The sequence below is a fragment of the Pseudomonas putida genome (assembly GCF_026625125.1).
Lineage (GTDB): Bacteria > Pseudomonadota > Gammaproteobacteria > Pseudomonadales > Pseudomonadaceae > Aquipseudomonas > Aquipseudomonas putida_X.
Genome location: NZ_CP113097.1, coordinates 1,202,546 through 1,221,239, shown reverse-complemented (window position 1 = coordinate 1,221,239; position 18,694 = coordinate 1,202,546). Strand labels below are relative to the sequence as shown.

Below are 18,694 nucleotides of genomic sequence, written 5' to 3'. Positions count from 1 at the left end.
ACCAGAATGCAGATCCCCAGTAAAGCGCGAGTCTGATGAAATTCATTCGGGCGCGCTGCCACAGTTGCGTGACAATTTGATGAACCCCGCCCAGTGGTGCGGCGCAAGGTCCAGTCGACAGCCAGCGCAACATGAGGGAAACTCAACTCATTCGCTGTTCACTCAAATTATGCTCTCGGAGTCAGCCGTGCTGGAGATCCGCCACCTGAAAACCCTTCATGCCCTGCGCGAGGCCGATAGCCTGGTGGAGGCCGCAGAACGGCTGCACCTGACCCAGTCGGCACTGTCGCATCAGTTCAAGGAGCTTGAAGAACGCCTGGGCCTGCCGCTGTTCGCACGCAAGACCAAACCTATCCGCTTCACCAGTGCCGGCCTGCGCTTGCTGCAGCTGGCAGATGCCACCCTGCCGCTGCTGCGCAGCGCCGAGCGCGATATCGCCCGCCTGGCGGGGGGTACTGCCGGGCGCCTGCACATGGCCATCGAATGCCACAGCTGCTTCCAATGGCTGATGCCCACCATCGACCAGTTCCGCGATGCCTGGCCGGAAGTGGAGCTGGACCTGGCGTCAGGCTTCGCATTCGCGCCACTGCCCGCCCTTGCCCGTGGCGACCTGGACCTGGTAGTGACCTCCGACCCACTGGACCTTGCCGGCATCACTTACGTACCGCTGTTCACCTATGAAGCCATGCTCGCCGTGGCCAACCAGCACCCGCTGGCCAACAAGCCTTACATCGTGCCCCAGGACCTGCTCGACCAGACGCTGATCACCTACCCGGTGGAGCGCGATCGGCTGGATATCTTCACCCGCTTCCTGGAACCGGCCGACATCGAGCCGGCGGCCGTACGCACCTCGGAGCTGACCGTGATGATGATGCAACTGGTGGCCAGCGGCCGCGGAGTCTGCGGCATGCCGCACTGGGCGCTGCATGAGTACAGCTCGCGCGGCTATGTGAAGGGCAAACGCCTTGGCGAGAAAGGCCTGTTCGCCACGCTATATGCGGCCGTGCGCACCGACATGCTCGATGCCCCCTACATGCGCGACTTCCTGCTCACCGCCAAGGACACCTCGTTCGCCACGCTCGATGGGGTCAGCGCGGTACGCTGAGGGCCTTGCGGTAGAGCGGCAGTATCAGGTCGCGGGTCAGCGGCGCCAGCTCAGGCATCGATTCCTGGTCTGCGGCCAACCAGAGCACTTCCTCGATTTCCGCCGCCGGGACCACGGCCTCGGCGCTGTCGACCCGGAACAGCTCGGCCTGCACCTCGTAGCCAGGTTCGTTGGCGGCCGGGGCGCTGAAACGGCCCATCGGGATGGCCTGAGCAGGGTCAATGCACACCCCTAATTCCTCCTGCAGTTCGCGCACCAGCGCCTGCAGCGGCGTTTCCCCCGCATCGATCTTGCCCCCAGGCTGCATGAACGCCTGGGTACCCCGTTTGCGTACCAGCAGGGTTCGACCCAATGGGTCGATCAGCAGGGCAGCGGCAATGCGGATAACGTTGGGCATGGTCAGGCTCGCTCTTGAAAACCGCTGAGGATCCCACAGGGCCCTGTTACCGGCAAGGCGGTGCACAGACGAACGGTCCCTTGCCAATCCGCCAGCGACCCTCCATAACCTTCTCATGAACCTGCCTGCCCAACAGCACCCCGTGCTGGAGCTTTTCCACCCGGCGATCGGCACCTGGTTCCGTCGCCATTTCGCCACGGTCACCGACGCCCAGGCCCGCGCCTGGCCGTTGATTCACGCGCGCCAATCGACGCTGCTGGCAGCGCCGACCGGGTCGGGCAAAACCTTGAGCGCCTTTCTCGCGGTGCTCGATGAACTGTTTCGCCAGGGCCTTGAACACGCGGGCGAACTGCCTGCGCGAACCCAGGTGGTGTACGTTTCGCCGCTCAAGGCACTGTCCAACGACATCCGCCTGAACCTGCAGGCACCGCTGGAGGGCATCAGCCAGGCACTGGTTGACCAGGGGCTGACGCCCCCACGCATCACCACTGCCGTACGCACCGGCGACACGCCGCAAAAAGAGCGTGCGGCCATGCGCAAGTTGGCCCCACACATCCTCGTGACTACACCCGAGTCGCTGTACGTGCTGATGGGGTCTGCCTCGGGCCGTGCTGGCCTGAGCGGCGTGCACACGGTGATCGTCGATGAGATTCACGCCTTGGCCGGCAACAAGCGCGGCGCGCACCTGGCCCTGACCCTGGAGCGCCTTCAGGCGCTCACCGGGCGGGGGCTGCGGCGCATCGGGCTGTCTGCGACCCAGCGGCCGGTGGAGCGCGTGGCAGCCTTTCTGGTTGGCCACCAACGGCCCTGCGCGGTCGTCGATATCGGCCACACCCGCCAGCGCGACCTTGCCCTTGAAGTACCCCCTGTACCCTTGGGCGCGGTGATGGCCACGGATGTGTGGAACCTGGTCTATGATCGCCTGGCAGCGCTGGCCCGCGAACACCGCACCACCCTGGTCTTCGTCAACACCCGGCGCCTGGCCGAGCGCCTCACCCGCCACCTCAGCGACCGCCTTGGCCACGAGGCCGTGGCCGCACACCACGGCAGCCTGGCCAAGGAGCTGCGCCTGGATGCGGAGCAGCGCCTGAAAAACGGCCAGTTGCAGGTGCTGGTGGCCACCGCTTCCCTGGAGCTGGGCATCGATATCGGTGATGTCGACCTGGTTTGCCAGATCGCCTCGCCAGGCTCTATCGCCGGCTTTTTGCAGCGGGTCGGCCGCTCCGGGCATCAGGTCGACGGCATCCCCAAAGGGCGCCTGTTCGCCACCTCGCGGGATGACCTGATCGAGTGCACCGCCTTGCTCGACTGTGTGCGCCAGGGCGAGCTCGACCTGTTGCACATCCCTCAAGCGCCACTGGACGTACTGGCTCAGCAGATCGTCGCCGAAACCAGCAACCAGCCGTGGCAGGAACAGGCATTGTTCGACTGCCTGCGCCAGGCAACGCCCTACACAGCGCTGGACAGCAAACATTACCAGGCCCTGCTGAGCATGCTCGCCGAGGGCTACAACGGACGCCAAGGCATGCGCAGCGCCTACCTGCACCGCGACGCAGTGACTGGCACCTTGCGCGGGCGCCGGGGTAGCCAGCTGGCCGCGCTCACCAGCGCCGGGACCATCCCCGAAACCGCCGACTACGCAGTGCTGCTGGAGCCGCAGGCGCTGAACATCGGCAGCGTCAACGAAGACTTTGCCGTGGAGAGCATCGCTGGCGACATCTTTCAGCTGGGCAATGCGTCCTACCGCATCCTGCGGGTGGAACCCGGCCGGGTAAGGGTCGAAGATGCCCAAGGCCTGCCGCCGACCATTCCGTTCTGGCTTGGCGAGGCGCCGGGACGCAGTGATGAGCTGTCCGCCGCCGTTGCCCGCCTGCAGGCACGCATCGATGAGCAGCTGGGGCTGAGTCACGGCGTTTTCGCCCCAGTGCTGACTTGGCTGCAGCGCGCCTATGCACTGGACGAGGCCTGCGCCAGCCAACTGCTCGATTACCTGGGCCGTACCCGTGAAGTGCTGGGCGCCCTGCCCTCGCAGAGCACACTGGTGATGGAACGCTTCTTCGACGAGTCCGGCGGCACCCAGTTGATCATCCATTCGCCCTATGGCAGCCGCATCAACCGCGCCTGGGGCCTGGCCCTGCGCAAACGGTTCTGCCGCACGTTCAATTTCGAATTGCAGGCGGCAGCCAGCGAGGACGCCATCGTGCTGTCGCTGTCGACCAGCCACAGTTTCGAACTGGACGAAGTGTGGCGCTACCTGTCCAGTCGCAGCGCCGAACAGCTACTCATCCAGGCCCTGCTTGAGGCCCCTTTGTTCGGTGTGCGCTGGCGCTGGAACGCAGCCGTGGCGATGGCCTTGCCCCGCTACGTCGGGGGGCGCAAGGTCGCGCCACAGGTCCAGCGCATGAAAAGCGAAGACCTGATTGCCGCGGTCTTCCCCGACCAGATCGCCTGCCTGGAAAACATCGTCGGTGAACGGCAAATTCCGGATCACCCGCTGGTCGAGCAAACCCTCGACGACTGCCTGCACGAAGCCATGGACAGCGAGGGCTGGCTGGCCCTGTTGAGGCGCATGGAGAGTGGCCAGGTGCGCTTGCTGTGCCGCGACCTGCCGGCCCCCTCGCCGCTGGCCTCGGCCATCCTCAATGCCAGGCCTTATGCCTTCCTTGACGATGCCCCACTGGAGGAGCGCCGCACCCAGGCGGTACTCAACCGGCGCTGGAACGAGGTGCACAGTAGCGATGACCTGGGCGCGCTGGACGCCGATGCCATCAGCGCTGTCCAGGCAGAGGCCTGGCCGCAACCCGGCAGCGCCGACGAGATGCACGAAGCCTTGATGACCTTGGGCGCAGTCAGCCAGCACGAAGTCCAGGCCAACCCGGGCTGGGCCTTGCTGCTGCGGCAACTGGCCAAGGCAGGCCGAGCGTTACGCTTGCCCGACCAGCACCTGTGGCTGGCCCGCGAGCGACTGAGCCTGCTTCAAACTCTGTACCCGGATGCACGCCTGGAGCCCGAGCTCAACGTGCTCCCCGGCTTCGAGCAGGCCCTCGACCCGGACAGCGCGCTGAGCGAGCTACTGCGCGCCCGCCTGAGCGGCCACGGCCCCCTGACCCTGGCGCAGATCGCCGCACCGCTGGGCAAGGCGCAGCCAGCCATCGAACAGGCACTGGCCCGCCTGGAAGCAGAAGGCTACGTGCTGCACGGCCAGTTCAGCCCGGGAGAGGTCCAACGGCAATGGTGCGAGCGCCACCTGTTGGCGCGTATCCATCGCTATACCGTCAAACGCCTGCGCCGGGAGATCGAGCCGGTAAGTCTGCAGGACTTCATGCGCTTTCTGTTTGACTGGCAGCACCTGGCGGCCGACGAAAAACTGCGCGGGCCTCAAGCCGTGGCCGAGGTGCTCGACCAGTTGCAGGGGTTCCCCGGCGCGGCTGGCGCCTGGGAGGCAGAACTACTGCCGGCAAGAATCAACGACTACAGCACGCACTGGCTCGACGAGGTGTGCCGCAGCGGGCAGTTCGCCTGGAGCCGCCTGGCGGGCAAGGTGTCGAGCAGTACGCTGGCGAGTACGCCGCTGGTGCTGCTGCCACGTCAACACCTGGGCTTGTGGCGCAGCCTGGTGCCTGCGCCGGCTCTGGATGAGCTGAGCCCGCGTGCCACACGTGTGCACGAAGTACTGCAGGCGCACGGTGCACTGTTCTTCGACGAATTGACCCAGCAAGCCCACTTGTTGCCCAGCGAGCTGGAAACAGCGTTACAGGAATTGGTCGGTTCCGGCCTGGCGAGTGCCGACAGCTTTACAGGGCTGCGTAGCCTGATCACCCCGGCGGCGAAACGCTCATCGCGCACCAGCCGGCGCGGCCATGCGCCGATTTCCACCAGCATGGCACACGCCGGGCGCTGGGCATTGTTACGCAGGAGCAATGCCGAAGATGACCACGGGCAACGGCTGGAACACATCGCTCGCACCCTGTTGAGGCGCTATGGCGTGATCTGTTGGCGGCTGCTGGCGCGCGAGAGTGATGTGCTGCCACCCTGGCGTGAGCTGCTGCGTTGCTACCACCGGCTTGAGGCGCGCGGCGAGATTCGCGGCGGGCGCTTCATCGCCGGCTTGGCCGGTGAGCAGTTCGCCCTGCCGGAGGCAGTCGGGCTGCTGCGCCAGGTGCGCCGACGCGAGATGGAGGGCGCGCTGGTGGTGGTCAGTGCCAGTGACCCGCTGAACCTGATCGGGTCGCTGCTGCCCGGAGCGAAGGTACCGGCGGCCGGCGGCAATCGTGTGTTGTACCGCGATGGCGTGCCGGTGGCCGCGCGAGTCGCCAACCGATACACCTACCTTGTGCAAACCACGGATGACGAGCAGCAACGGTGGCGGCAGATATTGCTGCGCGAATGATTTTCGATAAGCCGATTTTCATGTTCAGCGCTGCCCAACCGGGCTATGGTCGGGGTTTCCCCAGGCCCTGAGCCTGACCGCGCCATCGTAAGGACCCCGTATGAGCCTGTCACTTCTCAGTCGCTACGCAGTGTTTGCCGCCTGTGTTCTGTTCACCCTGGCGAGCCTGCCGCTGCTCCACCACCAATGGCTGTGGCCATTCACCCTGACCACGGCCGTGCTCAGCCTGATCGGCCTGTTCGACCTGCTGCAGCGACGCCACGCGGTACGCCGCAACTACCCGATACTGGGCAACATCCGCTACCTGGTCGAGGGTATTCGCCCGGAGATCCGCCAGTACCTGCTGGAAGCCGACAGCGATGCCCTGCCCTTTTCCCGCGCGCAACGCTCGCTGGTGTACGCGCGGGCCAAGAACGAGGCGTCGGACAAACCCTTCGGTACGCTGATCGACGTGTACGAGTCCGGCTTCGAGTTCATCGGCCACTCCATGCGCCCGGCGCCGCTGGCCGACCCTGCAAGCTTTCGCATCCACATTGGCGGACCGCAGTGCAGCCAGCCGTATTCGGCATCGATCTTCAACATTTCTGCCATGAGCTTTGGCTCGCTGAGCGCCAATGCCATCCGCGCGCTCAACCAAGGGGCCAAGCTGGGCAACTTCCACCATGACACCGGCGAAGGCAGCATCAGCCCCTACCACCGCGAACACGGCGGCGACCTGGTGTGGGAGCTGGGCAGCGGCTACTTCGGCTGCCGTACGGCAGACGGGCGCTTCGACCCCGAGCGCTTTGCCGCCCAGGCGCGCAGCCCGCAGGTGCGGATGATCGAGATCAAGATGAGCCAGGGCGCCAAGCCCGGCCACGGCGGCATCCTGCCCAAGCACAAGGTAACCCAGGAAATTGCCGAGACCCGCGGTATTCTCATGGGTGAGGACTGCATTTCGCCATCGCGCCACAGCGCCTTCTCCACCCCCATCGAAATGATGCAGTTCATCGCCCAACTGCGTGAGCTGTCCGGCGGCAAGCCGGTGGGCTTCAAGTTCTGCCTGGGCCACCCCTGGGAATTCATGGGCATCGCCAAGGCCATGCTGGAAACCGGCATCCTCCCCGACTTCATCGTGGTCGATGGCAAGGAAGGCGGTACCGGGGCAGCCCCCGTGGAGTTCACCGACCATATCGGCGTGCCGCTGCGCGAAGGGCTGCTGTTCGTGCACAACACCCTGGTTGGTCTGAACCTGCGCGACAAGATCAAGCTCGGCGCCAGCGGCAAGATCGTCAGCGCCTTCGACATCGCCAGCGTGCTGGCCATCGGTGCCGACTGGGCCAACTCAGCGCGCGGCTTCATGTTCGCCATCGGCTGCATTCAGTCGCAGAGCTGCCATACCAACAAGTGCCCCACTGGCGTCGCCACGCAAGACCCGTTGCGCCAGCGTGCGCTGGTGGTCCCGGACAAAGCCCAGCGGGTGTTGAATTTCCACCACAACACCTTGCGCGCCCTGGCAGAAATGCTCGCAGCGGCCGGCCTGGAACACCCGGCGCAACTGGAAGCCAAGCACTTGGTGCGGCGCACCTCTGCCACCGAAATCAAGCTGTTCTCACAAATGCATGTGTTCTTGAAACCGGGGGAGCTGCTCAATGGCGAGGTGAACGGGCAGTTCTATTCGCGGATGTGGCAACTGGCGCGGGCGGACAGTTTTGAGCCGCACGATGAGGTGGCGGCCTGAGGGAACGCGGGGGCCGCTTTGCAGCCCCTGCAGTTGCAGATCAGGAAGCGGAACTGGCTACCCCGTGTACTGCTTTGGGCGCCAGGCGCAACGTGTAGTACAGCACCGTCAGCAGTGCCAGGAACGCCGGCCCGATGTACAGCGCCACACGGGTATCCTCGAAGTACGCCATCAGGCCCACCACCAGTACCAAGAAGGCCAGTGCCAGGTAGGAGCTCAGCGGCCAAAGCCACATGCGGTACTTCAAGCCCGTGCGCTCGGCGGCCGATAGCCCGGCGCGGAACCTGAGCTGCGCCAGCAGGATCATCACCCAGGTCCAGATCGCGCCGAAGGTGGCGATCGATGTCACCCAGACGAACACCTTCTCCGGCACCAGGTAGTTGGCCAGCACACCCAGCAGCAAGGCGCCGATGGACAGCAGCAACGCGTTGCGTGGCACACCGTTTTTTGAAGTGCGCGCGAAGACAGCCGGCGCCTGGCCATTTTGCGCCAGGCTGTAGAGCATGCGCCCGGTGCTGAAGATACCGCCGTTGCAGGACGAAAGGGCGGCGGTGATCACCACGAAATTGATGATGCCGGCGGCAGTCTTGATACCCAGGCGCTCGAAGGTCATGACGAACGGGCTGCCCTGGCTGCCGATTTCATTCCACGGGTAGATCGACAGGATCACGAACAGGGCACCGACGTAGAACAGCAGAATGCGCCAGAACACCGAGCCAATGGCCTGCGGGATGGTTTTTTGCGGGTTGCGGGCTTCGCCGGCCGTCAGGCCGATCATTTCCACGCCCAGATAGGCGAACATGACCATCTGCAACGACATCAGCACACCGGTCACTCCGTTGGGCATGAAGCCGCCGTTGCTCCACAGGTTGGAGATGCCGACTGCCACACCGTCGTTGCCCAGGCCGAAGGCGATGATGCCGATGCCGCCCAGGACCATGGCGATGATGGTGACGATCTTGATCAGGGCGAACCAGAATTCGAACTCGCCGAACGCCTTGACCGCGATCAGGTTCACCGCGCCCATGCTGCCCAGCGCCGCCAGGGCCCAGATCCAGCGCGGCACGTCCGGGAACCAGATGCCCATGTAGATCGCCACGGCGGTGATTTCCGCAACGCAGGTCACCAGCCACAGGAACCAGTAGTTCCAACCGGTCAGAAAGCCCGCCAACGGGCCAAGGTAGTCCTGGGCATAACGGCTGAATGACCCGGCGACAGGGTTGTGCACGGCCATCTCGCCAAGGGCGCGCATGATCACCAGGATCGCCAGGCCCCCGATGATGTAGGACAGCATGATCGCAGGGCCGGCCATCTCAATGGCTTTGGCCGAACCGAGGAACAGACCGACGCCGATACAGGCGCCCAGCGCCATCAGGCGGATGTGCCGTTCGCCCAGTTCACGCTTGAGCGGGCCGCCTTGTGCGGTCTCGCCATGGGCAGGGTGGTTGCCGACTGGCATAGCAATACAACCTCATTTTGTTATTGGATTAGACCTTCGTGCAGCGCCGGCCATGCCGATAGGCGTGGCGTTGGCTTGCCAGGCTGGCCTTGTGGGCCGGCCCGTGTGCCGGTGTAGAGCGGCCCGGCAGGGCGAAGGGGCCGAGCAGTATAGGAAGCTCGCTGTAGGGCTTTTCACTATAAATAATCAAAAATTTGGAGAGAAACCCGCACGTCTACTGCAGCCTCCTGGCTCACCCCAGCTACCCTGGCAACAGGGTTGTACGAACAAACCCACACCAAAGGCGCAGAGGGCGCATGAGGTTTCTGCACTTTCTACAAATTTTTCACCTACTGCCTTCAACGTCTAAGCTTCAGACAAGCAAGACGAAAATACCTGGCCGGATTGAAGACTATGGGCGCACTGTGGCAATCGGAACCATCCAGAACGGAAGCACCCGAAACACCTCTGGCCGAGACGCCGCAGCCAAAGTCCCCACGTCAGCGTCGGCTTTGGTGGCGGCTGATCCTGCTGATCCTGCTGGTCGCGATCATCGCCATCGGCTTCGCCGCCTATGACGAGTTCCGTACATCCGACCTGCAGTCCCGCGAATTCAGCAAGCTGGCCAGCACCCTGACCTATTCGCTGCAGCCCGGCCCCAGCGATGCCATCGTCTACCCCGGCGAGGGGCCGTTCGACAAACGCCTGGGCTATAGCGCGCTGGGCGAGTTCCTGCCCCGGCTGCTCAAGCGCGACTACCTGATCAGCGAGCAGGTACGGTTTTCGCCTGCGTTGATGAATTACGTGGATCACGGCCTGTTCGCCCCCTACATCGAGAAAATCCAGGCCGGATTGTCGATCACCGATTGCCGCGGCGAGACGCTGTACCAGTACAACTACCCGCAATACCTGTACCCGAACTTCGCCGCAATCCCACCCGTGATGGTCAACAGCCTGCTGTTCATCGAAAACCGCGACCTGCTGGACCCGAAAGACCCGCAAAACAACCCGGCAGTCGATTGGCCGCGCTTCGCCAAGGCCGCCTACAGCCAGGTGGCCAAATACCTGGCCTTGCCCGGCCAGTCCGCCGGTGGCAGCACCCTGGCCACGCAGCTGGAAAAATACCGCCACTCACCGGACGGCCTGACTGTCTCCGGTGCCGAGAAGATCCGCCAGATGATTTCCGCCAGCGTCCGTGCCTATCAGGGCGGGCCTGATACCACCGAAGCCCGCCAGCGCATCGTGCGCGACTACCTCAACAGCGTGCCGCTGTCGGCGGTGCCCGGCCATGGCGAAGTGCATGGCATGGCCGAAGGCCTGCGTGTCTGGTACGGCGCCGATTTCGACCAGGTCAACCAGGCCCTCACCTCGAGCGCAACAGACCCCGACAGCATGGCCGCACGCGGCTTGGCCCTGCGTCAGGTACTGTCGCTGATGATTGCCCAGCGCCGCCCCTCGCATTACCTGACCAAGGGCCGCGTCGAGCTGGCCGAACTCACCGATTCGCACATCCGCGTGCTCGCTGCCAACGGCATCATCGATCGCGCCCTGGCCGACGCAGCCTTGGCCAGCAAGGCGCTGTACCGGGACTGGGTGGCACAGCCAACCATCGTTCCGATCATCACCAACAAAGGCATCAGCCTGGCCCGGAACCGCCTGTCAGGCATGCTCAACCGCCCGCTGTATGACCTCGACCGCCTCGACCTCTCGGCAACGAGCACCTTGCAGGCCGACCTTCAGCTACAGGTCAGCCAGTACCTGAAGAACCTCTCCGACCCTGAATTCGCGGCGCAGATTGGCCTGATCGGCGAGCGCCTGCTCACCACCAAGACCACCGACCAGGTGCGCTACAGCTTCACCTTGTTCGAGCGCACTGCCGATGGCTCACGGGTGCGGGTGCAGACTGACAGCACCGACCAGCCCTTCGACATCAACGAAGGCAGCAAACTTGAGCTGGGCTCGACGGCCAAGCTGCGAGTGCTGACCACCTACCTGCAGATAATCGCCGAGTTGCACGACAAGTACGCCGGCATGCCAGCCGCCGAATTGAAGAAGGTCGAGGTCGCCGAACTCGATCGCATCAGCCAATGGTCGCTGGAATGGCTGGCGCAGAACAGCAAGAACCAGAGCCTGGATGCCATGCTCGACGCGGCGCTGGAGCGCAAGTACTCGGCCAACACCGGCGAAGCGTTCTTCACCGGCGGCGGCATGCACGTGTTCAACAACTTCCGCAAGGAGGACAACAGCCGCAACCCGACGCTCAAGGAAGCCCTGCGCGAGTCGATCAACCTGCCCTTCATTCGCCTGATGCGCGACCTGGTGCGCTACGTGACCTACCAACAGCCATTCAACCGCGTGCCACTGCTCAAGGACGATTCGGACCCGCGCCGCCAGGAATACCTGGCACGCTTCGCCGACAAGGAAGGCACCAGCTACCTGATGCGCTTCTGGCGCAAGTACCAGCGCAAAACCTCGCAGCAACGCCTGGATACCTTCCTCGACAGCATGCGCGTCACACCGCAGCGCCTGGCCGCAGTGCACCGCTATCTGTTCCCGGCAGCGGGCCAGGAAACATTCAATGCTTTCGTGCGCGCGCACCTCAAGGAAGACAAGCGTGCCCTGAGCAAACTTACCGATGGCCGCCTGGCAGAGATGTACGAGGCCTACGGCCCAGGCAAATATGACCTGCCCGACCAAGGCTACATCGCCAAGGTTCACCCGCTGGACCTGTGGCTGCTCGGCTACCTGCTGAAGAACCCTAGCGCCTCAATCACAGAGATGGTCAACGCCAGCCGCTTCGAGCGTCAGGAAGTCTATGGCTGGCTGTTCAAGAGCCGCCATCAGGGTGCCCGCGACAGCCGTATCCGCACCATGGTGGAAATCGAAGCCTTCCTCGATATTCACCGGCGCTGGAAGGGCGTGGGTTATCCGTTCGATCACCTGGTGCCGTCGCTGGCCACCGCCATCGGCAGCTCCGGCGACCGGCCGGCGGCGCTTTCCGAGCTGGTCGGCATCATTCAGAACGACGGTGTGCGCCTGCCCACACTGCGCATCGATACGCTGCACTTCGCCGCCGATACGCCTTATGAAACCAAGCTGAGCAGCGACCCCGACCGTGGCCAGCGAATTCTCCCCGTGGAAGTCGCCCGGGCACTCAAGGGTGCCATGTCGCAAGTGGTCGACGCAGGCACGGCGCGGCGTATTTCCGGCAGCTTCAAGCTGCATGACGGCACCCCGCTGGTGATGGGCGGCAAGACCGGCACCGGCGACAACCGCATCGAAAGCTTCGGCGCCGGTGGGCGGTTGATCGGCTCGCGTTCGCTGAACCGCACCGCCACGTTCGTCTTCTTCCTCGGTGACAACCACTTCGGCACGCTGACCGCATTCGTGCCCGGGCGCTCCGCGGAGGCGTTCAAGTTCACCTCGGCGCTGCCGGTGCAGGTGCTCAAGGGCATGGCGCCGATCCTCATGCCCTACCTTGAGCCTGGCAATCCGAACGCGTGCAAACCACCGAAGATTGCGATGCTCCCGAGTAACCCATCTAATATTTGAATGATAACCATCGGCATTTGACCGCTTGTGTTTAGATATATCTTGAGTAATATCTTGCGATATATCTAAACACACGGAGCCTCGCTGCCATGCGTGAACATTCCGCCCACGACCCTTTCGAGCGCCGGCCCGGCCGGGGTGAACGCGGCCCACGGGTATTCGCCCCCGGCGACCTGAAGCTGTTGATGCTGTCGCTGCTGGCCGAGCAACCTGGGCACGGCTATGACCTGATCCGCCAGATCGAGAACTTGTTCGACGGCAGCTACACGCCCAGCCCCGGGGTCATCTACCCCACCCTCAACTTTCTCGAGGAAGCGGAGCTGATCTGCGGCCAGGTGCAAGGCAGCAAACGCCTCTACGCCATTACCCCGGCCGGAAGCGCAGCCCTGGCTGACCAGGCCGTGGCGCTGGACGGCGTGCGCATGCGCATCGAAGTCGGCAAGCGCGCCCTGCGTGGTCACGACCGCCCACCAGAAATTCACGAAGCCGTCGGCAACCTGCGCCACGCCCTGCACATGCACAGCGGCCGCTGGACACCGGAAGAAATCGAGCGGGTCCGCGCCCTGCTCAACGACACTGCCAAGGCCATCGCCGACGGGCCGGCCCCTGCTACGGAGAACCTCCATGAGTGACACCATCCACCGCGTCAATCACGAAATCCGCCAGCGTCGCCTGCAGGTGCTGCGGGTCACCGACCTCACCCCGCGCATGCGCCGCATCACCCTCACCGGCCCCGAGCTGCAAGGCTTCACCAGCCTGGGCAGTGACGACCATATCAAGCTGCTGTTCGCCGAAAACACCGAACAACAGCAGGCCATCGACGCCCGCAACATGGGCCGCGACGGCGGAGCGCGGCCCACGATGCGTGAGTACACGCCGCGGCGCATCGACCTGGCCAACCAGGAACTGGACATCGATTTCGTCCTGCACGGCGATGGCCCTGCCTCCACCTGGGCCGCACAGGCTGAACCGGGGCAGACGCTGAACATTGCCGGGCCACGGGCGTCGATGGTGGTCCCGGATATCTTCGACAGCTACCTGCTCATTGGTGACGAAACAGCGATTCCGGCCATCGGCCGTCGCCTTGAAGAACTGCCGGCAGGCCGGCGGGTACTGGCGATCATCCAGATCGAAGATGAGCAGGAGCGCCAAGCGCTGCCGAGCAAGGCTGAGGTTGAAGTGATCTGGGTGAAGCGGGATGAGGATCTACTCGCGCTGGTGCAGGGGTTGAGCCTGCCTGAGGGCAAGCTGTACAGCTGGGTGGCACTGGAGAAAGCGCTGACCCGGCAGGCCAAGGCGCTGCTGCTGGAGAAGGGTGCCCCCGAAGATGCCCTCAAAGCGGCTGCCTATTGGCGGGCAGAAGGCACAGCGGACGACGAGTGACCTGTGGTGTCAGGCCCGGTCCTTTCGCGGTTTCACCCGCGAAGGGGCCTGCACCGGCCTGGCAAGCCAGCGCCCGCGCCAACAATCGAGCCCGAGCAGTACCAGTGCAATGGCCCAAAACCCGGCCAGCACGCCCAGAGCATTGAGCATGACCTGCCCGTAGCCAAGGCTTGCAACGTCTATGAACGGATACGGGTACACCCCGATCTCACTCCCCCGCCACAGTGCATAGCCAAAGTACACCGCCGGGTACAGCGCCCACGGCCCCAGGTGCCAGAGCCGCAAATGCCCCTTGGGCACGGCGAACCACCAGTACACAACGTAAAGCGCCGGCATCACATCGTGCAGCAGTTCGTCCGCCAGCCATTGCCAACCCTGGGGTTGCCACAGGTGCCGCAGCAGCACGCTGTAGGCCAGCGCCACCAGCACGATGCTGGCGGCCACAGCGGAACTTACCGAAGGTGAAAGGAAGAAGCGCTTGGCGCGCGATTCCCGCCCGAACGCCGCATAGCTGAGCACCGTCGCTACCAGGGTATTGGTCAACACCGTGAAATAGCCGAACACATTGATCAGCCCGCCGATCAGGCTCGCCGCTTCCTGCCAGCGCGCCAGCAGCACCAGGTAGACCTGCACAGCGAGGCCCAACCAGCCAAGCACTGCGGCCAGGGTCAGCCAGGGATGACGCGGCATCTCAGGCGTTGCGCTGCAGTTTCACGTACAGCTGCTCGACCTTCTCCCGGGCCCAGGGCGTCTTGCGCAGGAAGGTCAGGCTCGACTTGATGCTCGGGTCGCTCTTGAAGCAGCGCACATCCACGCGCTCGGCCAGGCCCTGCCATTGGTAGTGCGCCACCAGCTCAGTGAGGATCTGCTCGAGGGTCTTGCCGTGCAGCGCATTGTGGTTGGCCGTGCTCATGCCAGTACTCCCGCGGATAAAAAGATGCGCACATTACACGAGTGTAGTGATGAAGGGGACGCAGCACCGCCATTACAAAAACCACTGGCAAGCGGTGAAACCTCTGTGCTGAAATAGGTACGTTATATAGTAACAATATATTGCCTCTGCCAAGGACCGCTACTTCCCATGTTGTGCTCTCCCCTACGCCTCTCTCCGCTCGCCGTTGCGCTTTTGCTCGCCTCATCACCCAGCCAGGCTGTTGAGCTCGATCCCCAGGTCATCACTGCCAACCCTCTGGGTAACCGCGAACTGGCTGCTCCCACCACCGTGCTCGAAGGCGACGACCTGCTGCAGCAGCAGCACGGAAGTTTGGGCGAAACCCTCAACAAACAGCCCGGCGTCGCCTCCACCTGGTTTGGCCCAGGCGCCAGCCGCCCGGTGATTCGCGGCCTGGACGGTGACCGTATCCGCATCCTGCGCAACGGCGTCGGCGCCCTCGACGCTTCGGCATTGTCTTACGACCATGCCGTGCCACTGGACCCGGTCACCGTCGAGCGCGTCGAAATCGTCCGGGGCCCCGCCGCCCTGCTCTACGGCGGCAACGCCATCGGTGGGGTGGTCAATACCTTCGACAACCGCATCCCCGATGCGCCCATCGAGGGTATTCACGGTGCCGGCGAACTACGCTACGGCGGTGCCGATACCACGCGCAGCAGTGCCGGCAAACTGGAAGCCGGTGACGGCACCTTCGCCCTGCACCTGGATGCCAACAGCCGGCAGTTCAACGACCTGCGCATCCCGGGCTACGCCCGCAGTTCCAAGGTGCGTGACGCTGACGAGCCCGGCAGCAAGCACCGCCTGGAAAACAGCGACGGTCGCCAGGATGGCGGCGCAGTGGGCGGGGCCTACCACTGGGATCACGGCTATGCGGGCCTGTCCTACAGCCGCTACGACAGTAACTACGGCTCAGTGGCCGAGTCCGGCGTGCGCCTGGACATGAAGCAGGATCACTACGGCTTCGCCTCGGAACTGCGTGACCTCGAGGGCCCCTTCAGCTCGGTCAAGCTCGATGCCGGTTACACCGATTACGAGCACAGCGAAATCGAAGAAGGCGAAGTGCACACCACCTTCAAGAACAAGGGCTATGAGGCGCGGATCGAGGCCAGGCACCAACCGATCGGCCCTGTGGAAGGCGTGATCGGTGCCCAGGTCAGTCGCAACGAATTCTCGGCACTGGGTGAAGAAGCCTTCGTGCCGCACACCGATACCGATAGCCTGGCGTTGTTCATGCTCGAGCAATGGCAGGCCACCGAACGGCTCAACCTGAGCCTGGGTGCACGCCTGGAACACACCCGCGTCGACCCGGATGCCAAAGGCAATGAAAACTTCGTCGATGCCGACAGCGCCAGCAGCTTCAATGCCCTGAGCCTGTCGTCGGGGGCGGTGTATCAACTCGACCCGGTCTGGGCGCTCGCTGCAAACGTTGGTTACACCGAGCGGGCCCCGACCTTCTACGAGCTTTACGCAAACGGCGCCCACGTCGCCACCGGGGCTTATGAAGTCGGTGACGCCAGCCTGAACAAGGAAAAAGCCCTCTCCGCCGACCTGGCGCTGCGCTTCGACAATGGCACCCACAAGGGCAGCGTCGGGGTGTTCTACAGCCACTTTCGCAACTACATCGGCCTGATTGGCACGGGCACCCTGCGCGAGGGCCATGACCACGACGATGGCGACGACGACCATGATCACGACGATGGCGGCTTCCCTGAGTATCAGTACCAGGGCGTACGGGCGCGCTTCTACGGGGTCGAAGCCCAGGACCGCTGGCAGTTGGTCGAAAACCGCTACGGCAGTTTCGCCCTGGAGCTGTCGGGCGACTATACCCGCGCCAAGAACCTCGACAGCGGTGAGCCGCTGCCGCGCATCGCACCGTTGCGCCTGAACAGCGCACTGGTCTGGGAGCGGGACCGCTGGCAGGCGCGTGTGGATATGCAGCATGCCGCGTCGCAGCATCGCAAGCCGGCGAACGAGACCAGCACCGAGGGTTACACCACCCTGGGCGCGAGTGTCGGCTATCGCTTCGATATCGGCCAGAGCCAGTGGCTGGCGTTCGTGCGCGGTGAAAACCTGACGGATCAGACCGTGCGTTACGCCAGTTCGATTCTGCGCGATATCGCGCCGGCGCCGGGGCGCAGCGTCGAAGTGGGCCTGCGTACAACCTTCTGACCACCTAGGGGCGCGCTGCGCCCCTTTCCCTCACTGTTACCGCTGCGGCAATAATCCACTGCGACAATTTGTCTTTTTTTCTTACAAGTTCCCCTATATCCTCCCCGCCGCAAGCTGAATCGCTTCACTTACCTCACCTGTCGCCATTTCCATCGAAGAGTTCGCTCATCGGTGCGCTTGCCGTTTTTTCGACAATCAAAAGATAGCGCTATCTCATGTTCTCACTGCCCAATATTCGCTACACCGGCACCGCTCTGCTTGCCTTGACCGCCTGTTTTACGTCCACCACCAGCGCCAGTGAAATGTTCGCCAGCGACTCGCCATGGATGCTGGGTGACTGGGGCGGCACCCGCAGCGAACTGCTGGAAAAAGGCTACGACTTCAACCTCGGCTACACCGGCGAGATGGGCAGCAACCTGCACGGCGGCTACGACCATGATCGCACCGCGCGTTACAGCGACCAGTTCACCTTTGGCAGCCACCTGGACCTGGAAAAGATCCTCGGCTGGCAAGACACCGAACTGCAGCTGACCATCACCGAACGCCACGGGGACAACATCAGCAACGACCGCATCAACGACCCGCGGGTCGGCGGCTTCACTTCAGCCCAGGAAGTCTGGGGCCGCGGTGAAACCTGGCGGCTGACCCAGATGTGGATCAGGCAGAAATACTTCGATGGCGCCCTGGACGTGAAATTCGGCCGCTTCGGTGAAGGCGAGGACTTCAACAGCTTCCCGTGCGACTTCCAGAACCTGGCCTTCTGCGGCTCGCAGGTGGGCAACTGGGTTGGCGGCATCTGGTACAACTGGCCCGTCAGCCAGTGGGCGCTGCGCGTGCGCTACAACATCAACGACGCGCTCTACGCTCAGGTCGGCGTGTTCGAACAAAACCCCTCCAACCTGGAATCCGGCAACGGTTTCAAACTCAGCGGCAGCGGTACCCAGGGTGCCGTAATGCCGATCGAACTGGTGTGGAGCCCGCGGGTCAATGGCCTGAAAGGGGAATATCGCGCCGGGTACTACTACAGTAATGCCAAGGCACAGGATGTTCTGAAGGACAGCGACGGCCGGCCGGCCGCCATCAGTGGCGCCACCTACCGCAGCAGTTCGAGCAAGCACGGCCTGTGGATCGGTGCCCAGCAGCAGGTTACCTCGCTGGCCACTGACCAGTCGCGCGGCCTGAGCCTGTTCGCCAATGCCACAGTGCACGACAAGAAGACCAATGCCATCGACAACTATGTGCAGACAGGACTGGTATACAAGGGCCCCTTCGATGCCCGCGCCAAGGACGACATCGGTTTCGCCCTCGCCCGCGTGCACGTCAACCCCGCCTACCGCAAGAACGCCCGCCTGGCCAACCAGGCAGCCGGCCTTTACGACTACGACAATCCCGGTTACCTGCCCGTGCAGGACACCGAGTACAGCGCTGAACTCTATTACGGCATTCACTTGGCCGACTGGCTCACGGTGCGCCCGAACCTGCAGTACATCCGCCATCCGGGCGGGGTGTCGCAGGTGGACGATGCCCTGATCGGCGGCCTGAAGATCCAAAGCACTTTCTGACAACCCTTCACCTAACGGAGAACATA

Annotated in this window: 12 protein-coding genes; 8 read left to right on the top strand and 4 right to left on the bottom strand. The window is 63.8% G+C overall.

Going from position 1 to position 18,694, the window contains the following annotated elements; genetic code table 11:
• Window positions 1-187 precede the first annotated feature (187 nt).
• Window positions 188-1,105 (top strand): transcriptional regulator MetR, encoded by a 918-nt coding sequence (gene metR, locus OSW16_RS05600; RefSeq protein WP_241804855.1) that lies wholly within the window; start codon window positions 188-190, stop codon window positions 1,103-1,105.
• On the opposite strand, the gene OSW16_RS05595 is transcribed toward metR, so the two are convergent.
• Entirely contained in the window at window positions 1,089-1,502 is a 414-nt protein-coding gene (locus OSW16_RS05595; protein ID WP_241804854.1) for an NUDIX hydrolase, read from the bottom strand. The two genes, metR and OSW16_RS05595, sit on opposite strands and share 17 nt — an antisense overlap.
• Window positions 1,503-1,617: 115 nt before the next feature.
• Between OSW16_RS05595 and OSW16_RS05590 the strand changes: the two genes are divergently transcribed.
• Together OSW16_RS05590 and OSW16_RS05585 are read left to right on the top strand one after the other, a co-directional pair.
• Window positions 1,618-5,892 (top strand): DEAD/DEAH box helicase, encoded by a 4,275-nt coding sequence (locus tag OSW16_RS05590; RefSeq protein WP_267821375.1) that lies wholly within the window; start codon window positions 1,618-1,620, stop codon window positions 5,890-5,892.
• Between the two features lie 100 nt (window positions 5,893-5,992).
• Window positions 5,993-7,612, top strand: a complete 1,620-nt coding sequence (locus tag OSW16_RS05585; protein ID WP_267821374.1) for an FMN-binding glutamate synthase family protein — start codon at window positions 5,993-5,995, stop codon at window positions 7,610-7,612.
• A 40-nt stretch (window positions 7,613-7,652) separates the two neighbouring features.
• On the opposite strand, the gene OSW16_RS05580 is transcribed toward OSW16_RS05585, so the two are convergent.
• The gene (locus tag OSW16_RS05580; protein ID WP_267821372.1) at window positions 7,653-9,071 is read right to left on the bottom strand and encodes an amino acid permease; all 1,419 of its coding nucleotides are present in this window, start codon (window positions 9,069-9,071) and stop codon (window positions 7,653-7,655) included.
• Between the two features lie 393 nt (window positions 9,072-9,464).
• On the opposite strand from OSW16_RS05580, the gene OSW16_RS05575 reads away from it, so the two are divergent.
• The 3 genes from OSW16_RS05575 (at window position 9,465) to OSW16_RS05565 (ending at window position 13,985) form a co-directional block, all read left to right on the top strand.
• On the top strand, window positions 9,465-12,602 hold the full coding sequence (locus OSW16_RS05575) for a transglycosylase domain-containing protein (protein ID WP_267821370.1): 3,138 nt from the start codon (window positions 9,465-9,467) through the stop codon (window positions 12,600-12,602).
• A gap of 89 nt (window positions 12,603-12,691) precedes the next feature.
• Complete coding sequence (locus tag OSW16_RS05570; protein WP_267821368.1) at window positions 12,692-13,234, top strand: PadR family transcriptional regulator; 543 nt, start codon at window positions 12,692-12,694, stop codon at window positions 13,232-13,234.
• Window positions 13,227-13,985 (top strand): siderophore-interacting protein, encoded by a 759-nt coding sequence (locus OSW16_RS05565; RefSeq protein ID WP_267821366.1) that lies wholly within the window; start codon window positions 13,227-13,229, stop codon window positions 13,983-13,985. Before OSW16_RS05570 ends, OSW16_RS05565 begins: the two co-directional genes overlap by 8 nt.
• 9 nt (window positions 13,986-13,994) lie before the next feature.
• Here OSW16_RS05565 and OSW16_RS05560 read toward each other — a convergent pair whose 3' ends face one another.
• Both OSW16_RS05560 and OSW16_RS05555 read right to left on the bottom strand, forming a co-directional pair.
• The gene (locus OSW16_RS05560; protein WP_267821364.1) at window positions 13,995-14,675 is read right to left on the bottom strand and encodes a Pr6Pr family membrane protein; all 681 of its coding nucleotides are present in this window, start codon (window positions 14,673-14,675) and stop codon (window positions 13,995-13,997) included.
• Window position 14,676: 1 nt separating this feature from the next.
• Window positions 14,677-14,898, bottom strand: coding sequence for a VF530 family DNA-binding protein (locus tag OSW16_RS05555; RefSeq protein ID WP_012313003.1), 222 nt, complete (start codon window positions 14,896-14,898; stop codon window positions 14,677-14,679).
• 168 nt (window positions 14,899-15,066) lie between these two features.
• On the opposite strand from OSW16_RS05555, the gene OSW16_RS05550 reads away from it, so the two are divergent.
• Both OSW16_RS05550 and OSW16_RS05545 read left to right on the top strand, forming a co-directional pair.
• The gene (locus OSW16_RS05550) at window positions 15,067-17,106 is read left to right on the top strand and encodes a TonB-dependent receptor (RefSeq protein WP_267821361.1); all 2,040 of its coding nucleotides are present in this window, start codon (window positions 15,067-15,069) and stop codon (window positions 17,104-17,106) included.
• A 215-nt stretch (window positions 17,107-17,321) separates the two neighbouring features.
• Window positions 17,322-18,668 (top strand): carbohydrate porin, encoded by a 1,347-nt coding sequence (locus OSW16_RS05545; protein WP_267821359.1) that lies wholly within the window; start codon window positions 17,322-17,324, stop codon window positions 18,666-18,668.
• The last annotated feature ends 26 nt before the right edge of the window (window positions 18,669-18,694 follow it).